General features: G+C 47.1%; 14 protein-coding genes. 10 read left to right on the forward strand and 4 right to left on the reverse strand.

Translation table 11 applies throughout. The features are described from left to right. The first annotated feature begins 190 nt into the window (after positions 1 to 190). The 3 genes from F458_RS18880 (at position 191) to F458_RS0101885 (ending at position 4,883) form a co-directional block, all read left to right on the forward strand. A complete protein-coding gene (locus F458_RS18880; protein ID WP_018981676.1) occupies positions 191 to 1,024 on the forward strand; it encodes a PEP-CTERM/exosortase system-associated acyltransferase in 834 nt (277 codons plus the stop codon). A 678-nt stretch (positions 1,025 to 1,702) separates the two neighbouring features. Then, entirely contained in the window at positions 1,703 to 3,169 is a 1,467-nt protein-coding gene (locus tag F458_RS0101880) for an MFS transporter (protein WP_018981677.1), read from the forward strand. Positions 3,170 to 3,182: 13 nt separating this feature from the next. Next, a complete protein-coding gene (locus F458_RS0101885) occupies positions 3,183 to 4,883 on the forward strand; it encodes an alpha-amylase family glycosyl hydrolase (protein WP_018981678.1) in 1,701 nt (566 codons plus the stop codon). A 5-nt stretch (positions 4,884 to 4,888) separates the two neighbouring features. Here the strand turns inward: F458_RS0101885 and F458_RS0101890 are convergent, their stop codons facing one another. Beyond that, positions 4,889 to 5,917: a LacI family DNA-binding transcriptional regulator gene (locus tag F458_RS0101890; protein ID WP_018981679.1), complete on the reverse strand. Its 1,029-nt coding sequence runs from the start codon at positions 5,915 to 5,917 to the stop codon at positions 4,889 to 4,891. 226 nt (positions 5,918 to 6,143) lie between these two features. Between F458_RS0101890 and glnS the strand changes: the two genes are divergently transcribed. Continuing rightward, positions 6,144 to 7,814, forward strand: coding sequence for a glutamine--tRNA ligase (glnS, locus tag F458_RS0101895; RefSeq protein ID WP_018981680.1), 1,671 nt, complete (start codon positions 6,144 to 6,146; stop codon positions 7,812 to 7,814). Positions 7,815 to 7,881: 67 nt separating this feature from the next. On the opposite strand, the gene F458_RS0101900 is transcribed toward glnS, so the two are convergent. Continuing rightward, a complete protein-coding gene (locus F458_RS0101900) occupies positions 7,882 to 8,625 on the reverse strand; it encodes a YciK family oxidoreductase (RefSeq protein WP_018981681.1) in 744 nt (247 codons plus the stop codon). A gap of 300 nt (positions 8,626 to 8,925) precedes the next feature. Here F458_RS0101900 and F458_RS0101905 point away from each other — a divergent pair, with 300 nt between their 5' ends. The 5 genes from F458_RS0101905 to F458_RS0101925 all read left to right on the forward strand — a co-directional run bounded on the left by F458_RS0101905 (position 8,926) and on the right by F458_RS0101925 (position 14,903). Next, positions 8,926 to 11,517, forward strand: a complete 2,592-nt coding sequence (locus F458_RS0101905) for a VolA/Pla-1 family phospholipase (RefSeq protein ID WP_018981682.1) — start codon at positions 8,926 to 8,928, stop codon at positions 11,515 to 11,517. A gap of 148 nt (positions 11,518 to 11,665) precedes the next feature. Continuing rightward, on the forward strand, positions 11,666 to 12,682 hold the full coding sequence (sohB, locus tag F458_RS0101910; RefSeq protein WP_018981683.1) for a protease SohB: 1,017 nt from the start codon (positions 11,666 to 11,668) through the stop codon (positions 12,680 to 12,682). A 9-nt stretch (positions 12,683 to 12,691) separates the two neighbouring features. Then, positions 12,692 to 13,315 (forward strand): TetR/AcrR family transcriptional regulator, encoded by a 624-nt coding sequence (locus F458_RS0101915; protein ID WP_018981684.1) that lies wholly within the window; start codon positions 12,692 to 12,694, stop codon positions 13,313 to 13,315. Between the two features lie 68 nt (positions 13,316 to 13,383). Then, positions 13,384 to 14,142, forward strand: a complete 759-nt coding sequence (locus F458_RS0101920) for a Nif3-like dinuclear metal center hexameric protein (RefSeq protein WP_018981685.1) — start codon at positions 13,384 to 13,386, stop codon at positions 14,140 to 14,142. An 11-nt stretch (positions 14,143 to 14,153) separates the two neighbouring features. After that, a complete protein-coding gene (locus F458_RS0101925) occupies positions 14,154 to 14,903 on the forward strand; it encodes a methyltransferase domain-containing protein (protein WP_018981686.1) in 750 nt (249 codons plus the stop codon). Here F458_RS0101925 and F458_RS0101930 read toward each other — a convergent pair. Beyond that, entirely contained in the window at positions 14,900 to 15,892 is a 993-nt protein-coding gene (locus F458_RS0101930; protein ID WP_018981687.1) for a 2-hydroxyacid dehydrogenase, read from the reverse strand. The genes F458_RS0101925 and F458_RS0101930 overlap by 4 nt on opposite strands. A 109-nt stretch (positions 15,893 to 16,001) precedes the next feature. Between F458_RS0101930 and F458_RS0101935 the strand changes: the two genes are divergently transcribed. Then, positions 16,002 to 16,859: an NAD(P)-dependent oxidoreductase gene (locus tag F458_RS0101935; protein WP_018981688.1), complete on the forward strand. Its 858-nt coding sequence runs from the start codon at positions 16,002 to 16,004 to the stop codon at positions 16,857 to 16,859. Positions 16,860 to 16,932: 73 nt separating this feature from the next. Here the strand turns inward: F458_RS0101935 and F458_RS0101940 are convergent, their stop codons facing one another. Continuing rightward, entirely contained in the window at positions 16,933 to 18,540 is a 1,608-nt protein-coding gene (locus F458_RS0101940; RefSeq protein WP_018981689.1) for a response regulator, read from the reverse strand. Between the last annotated feature and the right edge of the window lie 14 nt (positions 18,541 to 18,554).

Consider the following 18,554-nt stretch of genomic DNA (forward strand, 5'->3'; position numbering starts at 1 on the left):
TCGGTTTACTTTGTTGGTGTACTGGTGCAATGTTATCAGTTAAACGGAATGATAGTGATATGGTAGTACATGGGACAAGGATGATATTAATGAAGTATTTGCAACATTCAAAAGAGTAACGGGAGCCAAAGTGAAACGTCGCTTGCTAAATGCTTTTAAAAGAGTACACAAAGTACCAGGAATCAAGCATATGATTCGCCCTGTTGTGCGTCGCAAAATGAATAAAATTATCGACGCAGCTGCTGATCATTTCTTTGAACACTTTACCCTCGTGGTTGCTAATGACGAAAGCGAACAACGAACCTGCTTTCAGACACGTCATCAGGTTTATTGCGAGGAGATGGGATTTGAGCCCCCCCGCGAGTCAAAAATGGAAGTGGATGAGTTTGATGAATTTGCATTGAGCTGTTATATAAAACATAAAGCCACAGGTGATTGCGCGGGAACGATTCGATTGGTGATGCCGCAGCATCCTGGCCAACTGTTGCCGGTGGAACAAAACTGTCCTGAAGCAATTCGTATGGATGAGCACAGCCCTAAAAGGTATCCGCGTTTTCAGGTATGTGAAATCTCCCGACTGGCTATACCCAAACAATTCCGTCGTCGTCATTCTGATAGCAACGTTTCTCCGGTTACCGGGAAGTCGTTAAACGGTGGTTTTAAATCCAATGCCCCTGGGCGTAACTTTCCTTACTTATCATTAGCGTTGTATTTTTTCGCTGCCAGCATTTGTATCTTGCGTGACATCGAAAACGTATATGTAATGATGGAACCGCGTCTTGCCCGAAGCCTGCGTATGCTTGGTATTAATTTTGAGCAGCTTGGCAGTGAAATTGATTATCATGGTAAGCGTGCTGCATTTCAGTTATCGCCCATGGAATTTATGCAGCAAATATCTCCTTCGTTGCAACGCTTTCAGCGTAAGATTATGAATGAGCTGGAAGAAGTGCCAAATTTCGGAGCAATTTTTCGTCATCAGCCCTCAATTCTTACCCGGATACACGAAGAACAGCGCGCTGCGTAAACTCGCTTACTCTTCATAAGAAAATCGTTCTTTTAACTGTTTGCCAAAGCAGTTATAAGAACGATTTGTCATATTCGCCTACGCTGGCTTATTCAATCTCCGCATTCCTTAGCTAACATTCACTTACTCCCTGATGATACAAAGTTTGTCATCGTCAGTTGGTGACAATGGACCGCCAGAGCGTTGTGCTGTCTGCTTGCAAAGTAAAGCGCCATCCATACGATTTTTTACTACATTTTGATACTACCCCGGTTACGCGTAACCATTAGGCAAAGTTCTGGTACACGCAGAGCCTTTGATTATGCACATCGGCGGCTATGGGTATTTGTCGTGAATACGTATGCAAAGTCTTGGTATATATCCGTTAGTGAGGGTAACATCCTGTTAACCTGTTCATGTCGCTGTGGCTACACCGGTTTTACAATCAGACAAGTTAATCTGAAAGCACTGACCGTAAAGTATTTTCACGTTTTATTGCAGTGTGCAGCACACAATCAGTTTTCGCTAAATCTGGGAGCTAACCAGATAACGTGTCGAGTAGCCGGATGGATTGAAAGCCGGGAGAAACTAGTGGAACGGTCACTATAGCGGCGGCTAATCCGGTAAGTCATCGGTGCGGCGTGTCTCAGTCTGGCTGTTACGATAAACTTACTAAAATAACCATAAGTAGTGGTATCTATGAAATCAAAACAACCCGGCCTGAATTTCTGGCAGATTTGGAATGTCAGCTTTGGCTTTCTGGGCGTGCAGTTTGGTTTTGCCCTGCAAAATGCCAATGTGTCCCGCATTCTGTCTGATCTTGGTGCCGATCTTCATTCTTTGTCGCTTTTCTGGCTGGTAGCGCCGATTATGGGCTTAATCATTCAACCCATTGTGGGGGCAGCTTCTGATCGAACATGGAACCGGCTCGGCAGACGTCGCCCTTACATTCTTGCCGGTGCAATAGCTGCAGCTATTGGTATGTTTTTAATGCCCAACGCACCACTTTTTGTAGCGCTGATGACACCTATGATTTTTGGCGCTCTCATGCTGGCCCTGATGGATGCGTCCTTTAATATCTGTTTCCAACCATTTCGTTCACTGGTGTCCGATATGGTGCCGCCTCGTCAGCGCAATATCGGTTATTCAGTACAATCTTTACTTATCAATATCGGCGCAGTGATTGGCTCACTTTTGCCGTTTCTGTTAACGAATGTGATAGGCCTGGAAAATACAGCGCAGTTCGGGGAAGTTGCGCCTTCAGTCATGTGGGCATTTTATATTGGTGCCACGGTGTTGCTTGGTAGTGTTATCTGGACGGTCATTCGTACTAAAGAGTATGCACCAAAAGAGTACAACCACTATAAAGAAATCACCGATGAGCCTGAACAAATTCAGCCTAAGCAGGGGCTTGGCAAGCGTCTACGCGCCTTTTTTACATTGGTAAAGAGCATGCCAACTACCATGAAACAGTTAGCCGTAGTACAGTTTTTTTCGTGGTTCTCACTGTATATCATGTGGGTCTACACAACGCCGGCTATTACTCAGCATATCTGGAATGTAGATAAAAAATGGTTTAACCCAGATTATCTGTCAACGCTTTCAGTTATTCCTCAGCAGATTGTGCAGGCTAAAGGGGCTGCAGGTGACTGGGTAGGCATCTTGTTTGCGGCATACTCTGTTTTTGCTGCGATATTTTCTATCTTCCTGGCACGGCTAGCCGATCGCTTCGGGCGAAAGTTTGTGTATAGCCTCTCATTGTTCCTCGGCGGCTTAGGGTATGTCAGCTTTTTGATATTTCAGGATATGACACCCACCAATGTCAATCTGTTAGTAACGGAAGTAACCGTACCACTGGGGGCGGTCAAGCTGTTGTTACCGATGGTTGGTATCGGGATCGCCTGGGCAGCTATTCTTGCCATGCCTTATGCCATGCTCGCAGGTGCATTACCACCGCAAAAAACCGGTGTATACATGGGTATATTTAACTTTACCGTGGCTATACCTCAAATAGTAGCAGGTCTTTTCTCTGGCTATATTTTATCGGCCGTATTTGCAAATGAAGCCAAGTACATCATTGTGGTAGCTGGCGTGTCGATGATGGCAGGAGCAGCGGCCGTCTTTTTTGTTAAAGAGCCGGACCAACCTGCGGTCACGCAGCCTTAAAGGAGAGTCTAAATTGAAACTGTTTTATCGTCAGATAATTGCCGCCAGTGTTGCGCTGGCCCTTACTGGATGCGCTCAAACCTCATCGTCAGTATCCAAAAGTTCATCGTCAGAGCCTGCAACTCCCACTATTCGGGGAACTGACAATCCGTTTGCCAAAGAAGCCATTTATTTTGTGGTTACTGATCGTTTTGTAGATGGCGACCCGACGAATAATCAAGAAGAGCAGGGAGGAGACCACCCAACCTGGAATCTTGAATTGGAAGGACCACAAGGTAAAACCGCCAATGTGGGTTACATGGGCGGCGATCTGCAGGGCGTGCTTAACAATGGTGATTACATAAAAGATCTTGGTTTTACCGCCGTGTGGCTGACGCCCATTCTGGATAATCCCGATCAGGCCTTTACCGGCGATGAACCGGTTGCATTTGGCGAACAGTTTAAAGACGGTGGGAAAACAGGTTACCACGGTTACTGGGCGACTAACTTTTATAAAGCAGACGAACATCTGGTTAGTGATTCACTGTCTTATGCTGACTACACACAGGCGATGCGTGAACAATACGGGCTCAAATCAGTTTTTGATATTGTCGCCAATCACGGCTCGCCGAGTTTCTCGATGCCTGAGGATCAACCTGGTTATGGCGAGCTTTATGACGCTGAAGGAAAGCTTGTTGCTGATCACCAGAATCTGCATCCAACCGAGCTTGACCCCAACAATCCGCTACATGCATTTTTTCACCCCTATCCGGACTTAGTAAAGCTATCCAATCTGGATGAACATAATCCAGATGTTCAGAAATACCTCATCAATGCTTACTTATACTGGATAGAGCAGGGCGCGGATGCATTTCGAATTGATACCATCCGTCATGTGTCTCACGATTTCTGGCGGACCATGTCTGACCGTATTCGTGCTGAGCATCCGGACTTTTTTATGTTCGGAGAAAGCTTCGAGTACGATGCCAATGCTATCGCTCAGCACACCTTACCGAAAAACGGTGGGGTAAGCGTGCTGGATTTTCCGATGCAAAAAGCCATGAACCAGGTTTTTGGAAAAGACGATGCAGCGTACACAGAGCTTGAGCCGGTCTTACATTTAACCCATGGTCCTTATAATAATCCTTATGAGCTGACCACCTTTTATGATAATCATGATATGCCACGCATGCAGGCCAGTGATGAAGGCTTTATAAATGCTCACAACTGGCTATTTACTGCCCGTGGTATTCCGGTGGTTTACCAGGGCTCAGAAATTGGCTTCATGCGAGGCACTGCCGAACATGCCGGAAATCGCAATTATTTGGGGCAGGAAAGGATTGATAGCGCAGAGAGCTCTGAGATTTATGGCCATCTTAAAACTATCGCTCATATTCGTCAGCAAACCCCGGCATTACAGCGTGGGTTACAGATAAATCTGAACTTTACGGACACGACAGCGGCGTTTTACAGGGTAGTTCAGGACGAAGATGCCCGGCAAACCGCCCTTGTCTTGTTAAACAAGGGCGATAAAGCCGCATCGTTTGATATTGACCGCTTTGTTCAGGCTGGTTCGTGGCAGGAACAGATCACGGGTGAAACAATGCGCCTGAATGAGAATCAGTCACTGCAAACGTCGGTCCCGCCAAATGGCGTGCGCGTATGGCTATTAGATGGCCCGATTAGCAACAACGCATTGTTACAAAAGGCGACAGCGCAGTTAGAGCGCCAGTAAAATGCCTATTGGCCAGGTGCGCCGCAAGAGCGGCGCACAATAAGCTCTGCCGGCATAAGATAATCACTTACCGGCTCTTTATTAATTGCTTTTATTAATGTATTGACGAGTAACTCTCCGGCCAGCGTAGTGTTTTGCTTAACGGTAGTTAATGCAGGTGTGGTATAGGCCGATATTGGAATATTGTCATAACCGACCAGGGCAATATCTTCAGGCACCCGCAAACCAGCTTCACGTAGCGCATCATAAGCGCCCACTGCAATTAAATCTGATGCACACACTACGGCTCTGGGCAGCGGCGACACGTTTAGCATCTGTTGTGTTGCCGCATACCCGGATGCTTCAGTTGAATGGGCCGCAAACTGCTGTAGATTGTCGGCCAAACCATTATTACTCAATGCATTGATAAAGCCTTGATAGCGGGCACTAAATTCAGGCGCATCGACACTGTTGTCGCCGATAAATGCAAATGTTTTGTAACCGAGGTTGATAAGATGGGTAGTAATATCAAATCCGCCCTGATAGTTGTCGCAGCCGATATTTACGCCCGGGTGCTCATTATCCTGAGCGCCCCAGCGAACAAAGTGCGTGCCCTGTTCCTCCAGCTGATCAAGTTTGTAACGATAAGAGCTGTAATCACCGTAGCCAAGTAAGATGATGCCATCAGCTTTATTGGAATCTTCGTATTCGGCATGCCAGTCACTTTTCATGTTTTGAAAAGAGACCAGTAAATCGTAGCCCTGGCTGGCGCTGGCACGTGTAATACTGCCTAACATCGATAGAAAAAATGGGTTAATCAGCGAATCATCGGTGGTCGGGTCCTCGAAAAGTAAGAGTGCCAGCGTATTGCTTTTCTGTTTACGCAGATTACTGGCGTTTTTATCCACCTGGTAGTTGAGTTCCCGCGCAATTTCGACGATTTTATCGCGGGTTTCCTGGCTGACCAACGGGCTATTATTTAACGCCCTGGACACCGTTGACTGAGAAACACCAGCACGGTGCGCAATATCAAATGAGGTTGCTTTTTCTTTCATAATTACTGTTTTTGGCTGGACTTGTTCACACCATGTTGGTGCTAAGATACCACAAAATCTGTCTTCGCTATGGACCTTGCTGCCCACAGCATCTTAAAGTTCAGCGCAATCGACGTTATTTTAAGCAGTTAATGCCATGCAGTAATGAAAAAATATCACCTGTATGAGGGTGATGATATACTCAACGTGTTTATTTTTAATAATGTAGCAAAAGGGGAATTCGCGAATGGCGGAGACTGAAAATCGTCCGACCAATTTTATCCGGCAAATTATCGATAAAGATTTGGCGTCTGGGTTGCACCAGCAGGTGAAAACGCGTTTTCCACCCGAACCCAATGGCTATCTACATATTGGTCATGCCAAGTCTATTTGTCTGAATTTTGGCATTGCTGAAGATTATCAGGGTACCTGTAATCTGCGGTTTGATGATACCAACCCAGCCAAAGAAGACATTTCTTTTGTAAATAGTATCAAGCAGGACGTTCACTGGTTAGGGTTTGAATGGTCTGGTGAGGCGCGTTATTCATCAAACTATTTTGACCGCTTGCATGGATTTGCCATTGAGCTGATTGAAAAAGGGCTTGCCTATGTCGACTTTTCCACGCATGACGAAATGCGGGAGTTACGCGGTACGCTCACTGAGCCCGGTACGAATAGCCCTTATCGTGACACCGATGTTGAAACAAATCTGCAGGCGTTTGCGAAAATGGCCAAGGGTGAATATCAGGAAGGGCAATGCAGTTTGCGGGCTAAGATAGATATGTCCTCGCCGTTCATGTGTATGCGTGATCCCGTCATTTACCGGGTGAAGTTTGCCCATCACCACCAAACGAAAGACAAATGGTGCATCTACCCGATGTACGATTTTACCCACTGTATCTCTGACGCGATCGAGGGCATAACACATTCTCTGTGTACACTTGAGTTTCAGGATAATCGACGTCTGTACGATTGGGTCATCGACAATATCACCATCGATGCCCGCCCGCGGCAATATGAATTTTCAAGACTTAATCTTGAATACACTGTGCTGAGCAAACGTCGGTTAATTCAATTAGTTGATGAAGGCCATGTAAGTGGCTGGGATGATCCACGCATGCCAACAATCGCCGGATTGCGTCGGCGTGGTTATACCCCGGGTGCGGTCAAAGAATTTTGTAAGCGCATCGGTGTGACCAAAATGGACAACCTGGTTGAAATGGGCATGTTGGAAGCCTGTATCCGCGACGATCTGAATGCAAACGCACCAAGGGCGATGGCGGTACTCGAACCCGTAAAAATTATCATAGAAAATGTTTCTGATGACCATACTGAAACTTTGCAGGCACCGAATCATCCCAATGATGAGTCCATGGGTAAACGCGAAATCACTTTCAGCCGAGAAGTATGGATAGAAGCTGAAGATTTCAGGGAAGAAGCGAACAAAAAATTCAAGCGACTGGTGCTGGGTAAAGAGGTTCGTTTACGTAATGCTTATGTAATAAAAGCAGAACGTGTCGAAAAAGATGATGCCGGGAATGTTACGGCTATTTACTGTACTTATGATGCAGACACGCTCGGTAAAGATCCCGCCGATGGCAGAAAAGTGAAAGGCGTCATTCATTGGGTCGATGCCAAAACGGCCATCCCTGCACAATTTCGTTTGTATGACAGGTTATTTGAAGTACCTAATCCGGCTGCTGAAGAAAACTTTGTTGACGCTATTAATAACGATTCTCTTGTTACTAAACAGGGTTATGTTGAAAGAAGCCTTGCCACAGCAAGTGTGGAAGATGGAAACTGGCAGTTTGAACGTACTGGCTATTTTTGCTGTGACAAAGATTCAAGTGATGAGCAGCGCGTATTCAATCAAACGGTTGGTTTGCGGGATACCTGGGCCAAGATTGAAAATAAATAGATTGTGAGAACAATTCAGAAAAAAAGGCTACCTACAGGTAGCCTTTTTTGTATCTATCATGCCATGGTTATTTAGGCTGACAATCCAGTGACTTACCATTAACCGTTTGGCTGTCTTTTCCCATGAGGTACAAATACAGCGGCATAATATCGGCAGGTGTTTTAAGCGTTTGTGGATCTTCTGCCGGGAAAGCGCTGGCACGCATGCTGGTGCGGGTCCCACCCGGATTAATACAATTAAAGCGCACATTACGATTTTCATATTCGCACGCCAGAACTTGCATCATACCTTCTGTGGCAAACTTTGATACCGCATAGGTTCCCCAAAAAGCACGTCCTTGTCGACCCACACTTGAGGTTGTAAACACCACCGAGGCTGCGTCAGAGAGGCGCAATACCGGTAATAGCTTTTGCGTCATCAGCGCGGTACCATTCAGATTGGTTTGAATAACATCCTGCCATTCCTGCTCCGGAATATCTTCAAATGTGCTGAGATGGCCCAGTATAGATGCATTGTGTAAAACCCCATCCAGACGGCCGAACTGCTCCTCAAGGGTACGCGCCATATCTTCATAGTTTTTAGCCGTGGCCCCTTTAATATCCAGCGGGATAATTGCCGGCTCAGTATCGCCCGCCGATACTATCTCATCATAAACCGCTTCGAGCTTGCTGACAGTGCGCCCTAACAGGATACAGGTAGCGCCGTAACTGGCGTAGGTTCTGGCGGCCTGCGCGCCGATACCGGCCCCGGCCCCGGTAATAAGTATTATTTTATCGCGTAAAAGCCCGTCTGGCGCCTGGTAGTCATGCATAAGCTCTCCTGATTAAACTGTGTGGCGCAAGGATAATACGGGATGGAAAAGGATGGAAGTCATTGTCTTTATAATCGGCAGCCATGCTACTTGGTACAGACTGTAAATAAAGAAAATAAAAAGTTAACAAAGTTTTGCAAAGTTGGTGCAAAGTCAATAAGATTGCTTTAATAGAAACTGGTCTTACATGTTGAAATTCATGTTTAGATTTCTTTACCGTGGACTAACTGACTGCTATTACCGTTAATAAAATCAGGGTGTTAGGCGGACAATAAAAACAATGAGTCATAGGGAGAAACAATGAGAAAACTACTTATCAGTTCCAGTGTTGCCATGGCATTGGGGTTAGCGGGGTGCGGAGGCTCAGGCGATACCATCGAGGATATTGAGGCTGAAACGCCCGATCAGACACCCTTTTCCCGTATTGTCTTTGATCCGGCTAACGGTAATCTGAACACACCGAATGATTTGCTGATGCTACCAGGCGACGATGGTTTTTTTGATTACACACTAAATATACCTGTTGCTAATCCTAATGATTTTAGTGATCCCAGCGCGGCATTAAATACTCTGGATGGCTGGTCGACTCAGCACCCCTTTGTGATTAATGTTCAGACGCCCGGAGATGCCGCAATTGATGAAAGTACGCTGGCGGCAGGGATTTATATTCACGAAGCGACGTTGGGACTTGATCAAAGCGACCCGGATTGTGCAGCGGCTGAAATTCCGTCTTCTGGATGTAAAGTGGGTGATGCTCTGACTTTCGGTACAGACTATACATTAAGTCTGGTAGATTCAGATACCATTTCAGTCGTTCCGTTAAGGCCTCTGAAATCGGCACAGGGTTATATGCTAATAATGACCACCGGGTTAAAGGATACCAGTGGTAAAGCGGTAATGGGCTCTACCACATGGGATCTGGTTAAACAGGATATAGACACCAAACCATTGGCTACACCGTCTCAATTACAATTGCAGACATTGGTCAATACCTACATCACACCGCTGGAAGATGCTGGTTTCTCCCGCGAGGAACTGACTTACGTGTCAGCATTCACCACCCAGTCTGTAGGACAGTCACTGGACACACTGAAAAAGGTCGGCATAGCTACTTACGCGCAAAGGTTGGCGGGTGGTGATCCCGCTGCCGGACAATCGCTGCCTGCTTTACAGGTAGGTGATGCTGAGGGCGCCCCCAACGCCATGGAGGCACTTCAGCTGTTAAATGATGATGTGCTTAGCGGTGCGGTAATGCAAGGTGCAGAAAGCCTAAATGAGACGCAAAGAGCGGGGATAATGGCAGCACTGGATGCCGGTAGTTTCGACAGTCTGCAGACCTGCAGTGGTCTGCTTGCCACCGCGTCCGGCCAACTGGCAGATGCGTTTGGTCCACTCAATGATTTCGCCCAGCCACTTGCCGGCAATCTACTTGAAGAAGTAGGCGCACTCTGTGCTGCAAAGCACTATGCGGGTAACATCACGCTGCCATACTATCTGGGCGTGCCTACCGCCGAAAACCCCATGGCGCCGGTAAATGAATTCTGGCACGCGGCCTGTGACAGTGGCATTGTCCTGGCTGCCGTATCAGATGAAACTAAAGCGGCTGCTGAACCTGGCCCAAACCATACTGTTTGTCAGCAAATTGGCCTGGCAGATTTACGGGTTAACGGTGAAAAGCTTGACCCGGCCCGTAATATCACACGCTTTAATCCGTTGCCTGCTGCGACCAGCGCGCAAACCCTGGATGTTCAGGTCACGGTACCAGATCCGGCTGCCGCCGGAGCACTTGGCTTTGACATCAGCCAGCCCGAGAGCGGCTGGCCAGTGGTGATGCTTTATCATGGTATTACCAGCAAAAAAGAAGATATGCTAGCTATTACCGGTACATTATCCCTAGCTGGTATTGCAACGGTGGCTATTGATCAACCACTGCACGGCTCGCGTGGATTTGACGTTGATATGGATGGCAACGATGACATCAATGCCACCAGTATTACGCCGGTTCATTATATGAATCTGGGTAGCTTGCCAACCGCCCGGGACAATATTCGTCAGAGTATCGCAGATTTGCTTGGCTTGCGTTTGGGTATGAATGCCCTTAGCGATAACACGTCGGCACAGGATGTTAAACTTAATATTGGTGATGTCTCTGTAATGGGCGTTTCGCTGGGTGCTATTACCGGTGGTAATTTTGCGGCGATTGCTAATCAGTCAATGGGTGATGAGCTGGCTGCGCTTGATGGCGCTTATGCAATCAATGTTGCGTCTCTGGAGTCACCAGGAGGCGGTCTGGCTCAATTTCTCATTGAATCTCCTTCGTTTGGACCGTTAATTAAAGGCATCCTGTTAACCGAGTCTTCACCTGAATTCCGGGGGCTGCTTGAGCAGTTATACGGAACAACAGATGTTGAGCGTGAGGAATTGACAGCAGCGGTAGCTCAGTTTGAAGGTGCGCTGACACCAGAACAGGCGGCCGGGGTCCAATCAACCCTAAGCCAGTTTGCCTTTGCTGCTCAGACGGTACTGGACTCTGCAGATCCCAACAATTATGCACAAACGTTGGGTGAAAACACGCCGGTTCATATGATGACAGTTGTGGGAGATGGTAGTGAAGAAAACAAACCTGACCAGGTAATTCCGGTAAATACCAGTTTGCCGCTGTCTGGACAAAATCCGTTGGCACGTATTATTGGTCTTGAACAGGTGTCCAGCACCAGTACCGGCGAGCCGGTATCCGGGCAGGTCAGATTCACAGAAGGCGCACACGCCTCAAGTTTGAGTCCAGACGCCAGTGCTGCTGCAACAGAAGAAATGCAGCGTGAGGTAGCTACGTATATTGCTACAGATGGCACTGTAATCCAGATAACCAATGAAGATGTTGTCGCAAACTAAACAAATGACGTTATCAAGGCCAGCATTCGCTGGCCTTTTTTTGTGGGTTAAACACATGACAGTCGTCACGGCCATTGAACGCTGGTACACTTACGCCGGCTAAAATTCTAAAACACACTAATCTGACAATCAGTAGCAGGAGTCAAACTTGGAGTTTCTGTACGAATATGGGCTGTTCCTGGCAAAAGCCGTCACCTTTGTCGCGGCGTTCGTCATTATTGTTGCCTCTGTTGTAGGGGCGGCTAACCGGCAAAAACCCGGTAAAGGTCATCTGGAGATCGCTTCATTAAATGAGCAGTTAAAAGATATCACCAACTATGCACGGTCAGTCTTGCTGGATAAAGCGAGTATGAAAAAACTGGCCAAGCAGCAAAAGAAAGATGCTAAAGATCAGGATAAGCATAAACAGGATCGTTCGCGGTTATTTGTGGTGGACTTTAAAGGTTCCATGGATGCCCACGAAGTTGAGCGACTGCGCGAAGAGGTCACCGCTATACTTTGCGTTGCAGAGCAACAAGACGAAGTACTGGTAAAGCTGGAAAGTGGCGGGGGTGTGGTCCATGGATACGGATTGGCAGCGGCGCAACTTCACAGAATTAAAGATAAGGGTATCAAGCTTACAGTGTCAGTAGATAAAGTCGCGGCAAGTGGCGGCTACATGATGGCCTGTGTGGCTGATCAACTCCTGGCGTCACGGTTTGCCTATATCGGCTCTATCGGCGTTCTTGCGCAAATGCCTAATTTTCACAAAGTATTGGAAAAGAACGATATTGAGTTTGAGCAACACACGGCAGGTGCTTACAAACGCACACTAACGATGTTTGGTGAAAATACCGACGAAGGCCGGGAGAAGTTTCGTGAAGAAATCGAACAAATTCATGTGTTATTTAAAGACTGGGTGAAAGAGCAGCGCGAAGAAATGGATATTGAAAAGGTTGCTACCGGTGAGTTCTGGCCCGGTGTGAAAGCTAAAGAGCTGGGCCTGATCGATACCATTATGACCTCTGACGACTATATTCTTTCAGCCTATCCGGCTAAAGAAATATATAGTGTTAAATATTCCCACAAAAAGAATATGGCCGAGAAGCTGGGCATGTCGTTTGCCAGTGTGGCGCAACAGCAACTGATGCGGTTATGGAGTCAGACTCGTACCTGGTTTCATTAATTACTACCAATGACCAAATCCACCAAAATTCAAATTTTGGATGTGGCTGAAGCCCTGTTTGCCGAACAGGGCTTTAATCAGACCTCCATGCGCGCCATTACCAGTGGCGCCAATGTTAACCTGGCCTCAGTGAACTACCATTACGGTACCAAAAAAAATCTGATTCAGGCAGTTTTTAAACGCTATTTTGATGTCTTAATGCCCCACATCGAGACCGTGTTGGCAGACTTACCGCTTCAGACCGGTCGCGCGGGTGTGGTTACACTGTTAAATGCACTTGTACCGCCTATGCTGTCGTTGAATGCCATCAGGCCGAACGGCACTGCGACGTTTGTGCTGTTATTAGGCAAAGGCTATAACGAAACCCAGGGGCATTTACGCCGCTTTATCATGGGTCATTACGGTGTTGCTGTAAAACAACTATTGCTTGAAATTCACCGGCGTTTGCCCGAGGTGCAGGATGAAGATTTATTCTGGCGCCTGCATTTTGCGATGGGGGCTTTTGTATTTTCAATGTCTTCCTCCAGCGCGCTCACCCAGATAGCCCAGTCAGACTTCAATGAAGATGTCGATGTGGTGGGCGTGATAGAACACCTGATACCCTTTGTTGCTACAGGTATTGCCGGTCAATAACACCGCATTCTCAGCGAGACTTTGTTACACTGCTGGCCCTTATTTTCACCGTGAACAGGAGAATGTCTATGATTAGCAGAACGGAATTAGGGCGGGTTCTTGATGGCTTGCTAAAGCCTGCAGATATAAAAGACTATTGCCCCAATGGCTTGCAGATTGAAGGTAAAGATCGCATTAAGCGAATTGTCACCGGCGTCACCGCCTCTCAACGATTAATTGATGCCGCCATTGATCACGATGCGGATGCCATTATTGTTCATCACGGTTATTTCTGGAAGGGTGAGGGTGCGGCTATAACCGGCATGAAAAAGCGGCGTATTAAAGCATTACTGGAAAATGATATTAATCTTTTTGCTTATCATCTGCCCATCGATGTGCACACCACGTTGGGCAATAATGCGCAATTAGGCAAATTACTGAATTTCGAAACTGCCAAACCTCATCCTGATATTTCCCCTCAGGGTATTGTATTTGAAGCGCGACTGACGACACCGATATCTCAGAAAACCCTGGCCACACAACTGGAAAATGTATTGGGTAAAAAGCCATTGGTTGAAGGTGATGTTGATCAGCCAATCGCCACTGTTGCCTGGTGTACCGGGGGCGGCCAGAGCTTTATTGATAAAGCGGCGGAAGCCGGTTTTGATGCATTTATCAGTGGCGAGGTGTCTGAGCCGACAATTCATAGCGCCCGGGAGCAGCAAATTCATTATTTTGCCTGCGGCCATCACGCAACAGAACGTTACGGGGTAAAGGCTTTGGGTGATTTTTTACACGAAAAATTCGGCCTCGATACTACCTTTATCGATATCGATAATCCGGCATAGCTGAATCGACAATGAAAGCCACTGACCAATATTTTGATGGCATTGCGGATAAATTTGTTCGTAATATCTACGGCACCACGAAGGGTAAGCTCAGGCATTTGTTGTTACTGGATGCATTAGCGCCTTATTTGTCAGGCCCGCCTCAGTCTGTCATCGAAATTGGTGGTGGGACCGGGATAATGACAAAAGCGCTGGCAGACCAGGGGCATAATGTCACATTAACGGATGCATCAACTGAAATTCTTGCTCTAGCCAGGGAGTTTCTCAGTGATACATCCGGTATCGATATTAAGCACAGTCGGCTGCAAGAGCTGAGCACACTCCATCATTATGACCTGGTGGTTTGTCATGCTGTCCTTGAGTGGCTGGCGGATCCGTTCGAAGCACTTTCAATATTGGCCGAAAAAATACCCTCTGGCGGGAGACTTAGTCTCAGCTTTTTTAATCGGGATGCCGCATTATTTACCAATGCGGTGTACGGCAATTTTGACTACATAGCACGTGGTATGAAAGTGAAAAAACAAGTACGGCTGAATCCCACCAATTCTCTGCGTCCGGCTGAAGTTATTGAATTTACTGAGCGGCATGGTTTTCGAATTTTATCGAAAACCGGAATCCGCTGCTTTCACGATTACATGCACAATAAACCTGACACTGAAGAAGTCTTTGCTCAGCTGTTAACACTGGAGCGCCAGTACTGCGATGTTGAGCCCTTTTGCTGGTTGGGTAAATATTTTCATCTTATGTTAGAAAAGTGCTAGACGACCCTATTAGCCTCAGGCAGTGTATCATTGGCCACATCACTTAAGTTCTTAAGTGTGGTCGTTGCAATTTCGTGCATTGCTTCACGGGTAAAAAAGCCCTGATGACCGGTGATCAACACATTAGGAAAGGTCAGCAAGCGCTCAAACACATCATCATCAATAATCTCCATAGAACGATCAGCAAAGAACAGCGATGATTCCTGTTCGTAGACATCAATACCGAGGTAACCTATTTTTCTTGATTTAAGTCCCTGAATCATTGCTGCGGTATCGATAAGTGCGCCACGCGAAGTATTAATCAGCATCACGCCGTCTTTCATTTGCTTGATGGTGTGCGCATCTATCATATGCCGGGTTTCGTCGGTTAGCGGGCAATGCAGCGTAATAATATCACTGTTGCTGACTAACTGAGGCAAAGGCACATATCGGGCTATCGCTTTGATCTCTTCATCAGGGTAGGGGTCGTAGCACTGCACGTTACAGCCAAATCCGGCTAAAATCCGGGTGATTGCTTTACCAATATGGCCTGTGCCTACCACACCCACAGTCTTGCCATGCAAAGTGAATCCCATAAGGCCGTTCAACGAAAAATTACCTTCCCGAACACGATTGTAAGCTCTGTGCGTACGCCGATTCAACGTTAGCATCAGGGTAAGGGCATGTTCGGCGACAGAATGGGGAGAGTAGGCAGGTACACGGCTTACTGCAATATTGTGAGATTTAGCTGCCTGTGTATCAACGTTATTGTAACCGGCACAGCGCATCGCGATATGGTTAACCCCTTTGTCGGCCAGCGCACTGATCACCGAGGCATTAAGATCATCATTGACGAACACGCAAACCGCATCTAGCTCATCGCACAATGACACAGACTGTTCATTCAGTGCAGCTTCAAAGAAACGAAGTTGAATGGATTTGGAGGTTACAGCCTGAAAGGTTTCTTTATCATATTGCTGACAGCTGAATACACCGACAATCTGACTCATTTCATTTAGCTCCCTGGAAAAAGACCTCGTCTATGATGAATGATGCTTATGCGCCAGCAACTTTTATGGCAGCATACGTTCTTACATATAATCACCACAGAGTATAGCAATGAAAAAGGTCAGTTTTTTAGGTTTAGGCGTAATGGGTTTTCCCATGGCGGGGCATTTAGCTGACGCCGGGTATCCGGTAACCGTGTTCAATCGCACCACCTCAAAGGCAGCAGACTGGTGCGCGCGGTTTGCCGGCAAGCAGGCATCGACGATTGAAGAAGCCGCCAGCGATGCTGATCTTGTTATTATGTGTGTGGGCAATGATAAAGATGTTGAAGAGGTAGCGGATAAGGCAATCAACACGATGCATGCCGGCAGTATTTTAGTTGATCATACTACTGCTTCAGCAGATATCGCACGGTTACTGGCAAGAAAATGCGCAGCACGGGAAATTGGCTTTTTAGATGCTCCCATATCCGGTGGACAGGCTGGTGCACAAAACGCCCAGCTTACAATCATGGTAGGTGGGCAGGAAAGCGTGTATGACAGCGCTTTGCCGGTATTGGACGTATACGCACGACACGTGCAGTTGATTGGCGAAAATGGTAGCGGACAACTGGCAAAAATGATGAACCAGATATGTATCGCTGGTATTGTACAGGGTTTGGCTGAAGCGTTGCATTTCGGTGAACAGGCTGGATTAGACTGTGGCCAGGTTATTGATGTTATAAGCAAAGGTGCGGCGCAATCCTGGCAAATGGATAATCGGGCTGCAACGATGATTGAAGGTAAATACGAGTTTGGCTTTGCGGTGGACTGGATGCGCAAAGATCTCAATATTGCCCTGCAGGAAGCCCGAAAAAATGGCTCAACGCTGGCGCTGACTGCGCTGGTTGATCAGTATTACGCCGATGTTCAGAAGTCAGGGGGGAATCGATGGGATACATCCAGTTTACTTACCCGGCTTCAAAAATAATAACCTGGCCGATATCTTTTGATGCGACGGTAAGAACCCGGCGGTTTGATGGTGCTTACTGCAACCGGAGCGGTCAGGACTGAGCACTGCGCTTCTCAATAGCATTGCGCAGCTTGCTCAAGCGGGCCTGGTTAGCAGCAGATAAGGAAGCCTTTTCCAATAATGCCAGCAATGGCGCGAGACTAACGGTTCTGTAAGTCGACAGGTCAGCCTCAGTCATACAATGTAATAAATTTAAGCCAAAAGCAGCAGTCTCTGGTAACAACCGGTAGGCCTGATAAAAATAGTACGCAGCCTTGAGGTAGTCTTTTTGTAAAAAGGCATCGGTCCCTTTATCGTTTAGCTCAAACGCCTGTTCTGCTGCTATACCCAGCTGTTGCTGGGCAACCAGCAGGCTATCCTGATGCAGTGTTCGTTGTGCGAGGCTAAGATTATTTCGCGTTCGTGAATGCACCACCGCCAGTAATTCCCGCGCTTTTTGCGGCTGCTGCAGGGCAAAATACACTTTTGCAGCGATAATCAATGCACTAACGTCAGCTCGCGAAAAATAGCTGACCTCCTGCTCCTGCATTAATGCACGCGCCCGATTAATATCCTCATCTAAAATGGCACAATATGCAGTAAGCACAGTTTGCTTTTGTGCACTTTGCGCATCGTTACTGTACCGGCTGGCAATGCCCGTAAGCCGTCTTGCCTGGCTCAGACTTTCTGTTCGGTTTGCTGCTGTCTGGTGTTCTGCAATAGCCAGATAAAATTCAGCCAGCTCTATGGTAAAGTCACTGAATGTCTCTCGCGCAGTACGATTAGCCTCTCTTTTCTTCTCCAGTAACTCAATACCTTCTATAACGCGATCCTGACGTTGGTAGGTCAGCGATTTCAGTCTGGTGGCCGGTACGCTTAATGCCGATATCTTTATATGGTCAAGATAGTACTCTGCCTGAGAGTACGCCTGTTTTTCAAAGCTCAGACTGGCCAGCCACTCAAAGGCTTTGTCCCGGGCCAATGCTGACTCTTCAAGCGCGCTGAGATCATCCTGACAATGCGTCCAGTTTCCCTCGATATATAAACATTTTATTTTCCCCCACTGAGCCCATAAAACGCGATTACTGTCTGCTAAGATTGACTCATATAAGGCGCGCGCCTGTTTTATCTGGCCTGCCTCAAACAACAGCTGCGCCCTGAGTTTGGCAACGTCATTTCTCAGCCGGGCTGGTATAGCTTGCCGTGATGAGGCCTCCAGCAACTTAAGTGCTCGCAGCGGTTCATTATTATCCAGCGCATTCAGGGCGTTTCCTGCAAGTTGGCGATACTCTATATAATGATTTATTCCCCGGGAAAGCGTCTGCATATTATAGGGTTTGATCAGCAGCAGATCAGGCTGAGCATCGATGATCTGCCCAATTGTCTGAGGTTGCCTGTCGGACGTAATGAAAATGATACCCGTGCTGGGTTTAATAAATTGAGCCTGACGTAACTTGCTAAGCCACTCAACGCCAGTTTTACCTTGTCCCAGAACATAGTCGAAGATAATAATTTCAAAGTGCTGGATCCGCAGTGCTGACAGTAACTCATTACCCTGACTAAAACTGCTGACTTCAAACTGGTCAATACGAAGAAGGTGACTACGCAAATTAGCTCTGGCTGTCGCGTTATCTTCGAGAATAGCAAGACGGTATGTCATTTTAATCTTCTTTA

The sequence above is a fragment of the Salinimonas chungwhensis DSM 16280 genome (genome assembly GCF_000378185.1).
GTDB lineage: Bacteria > Pseudomonadota > Gammaproteobacteria > Enterobacterales > Alteromonadaceae > Alteromonas > Alteromonas chungwhensis.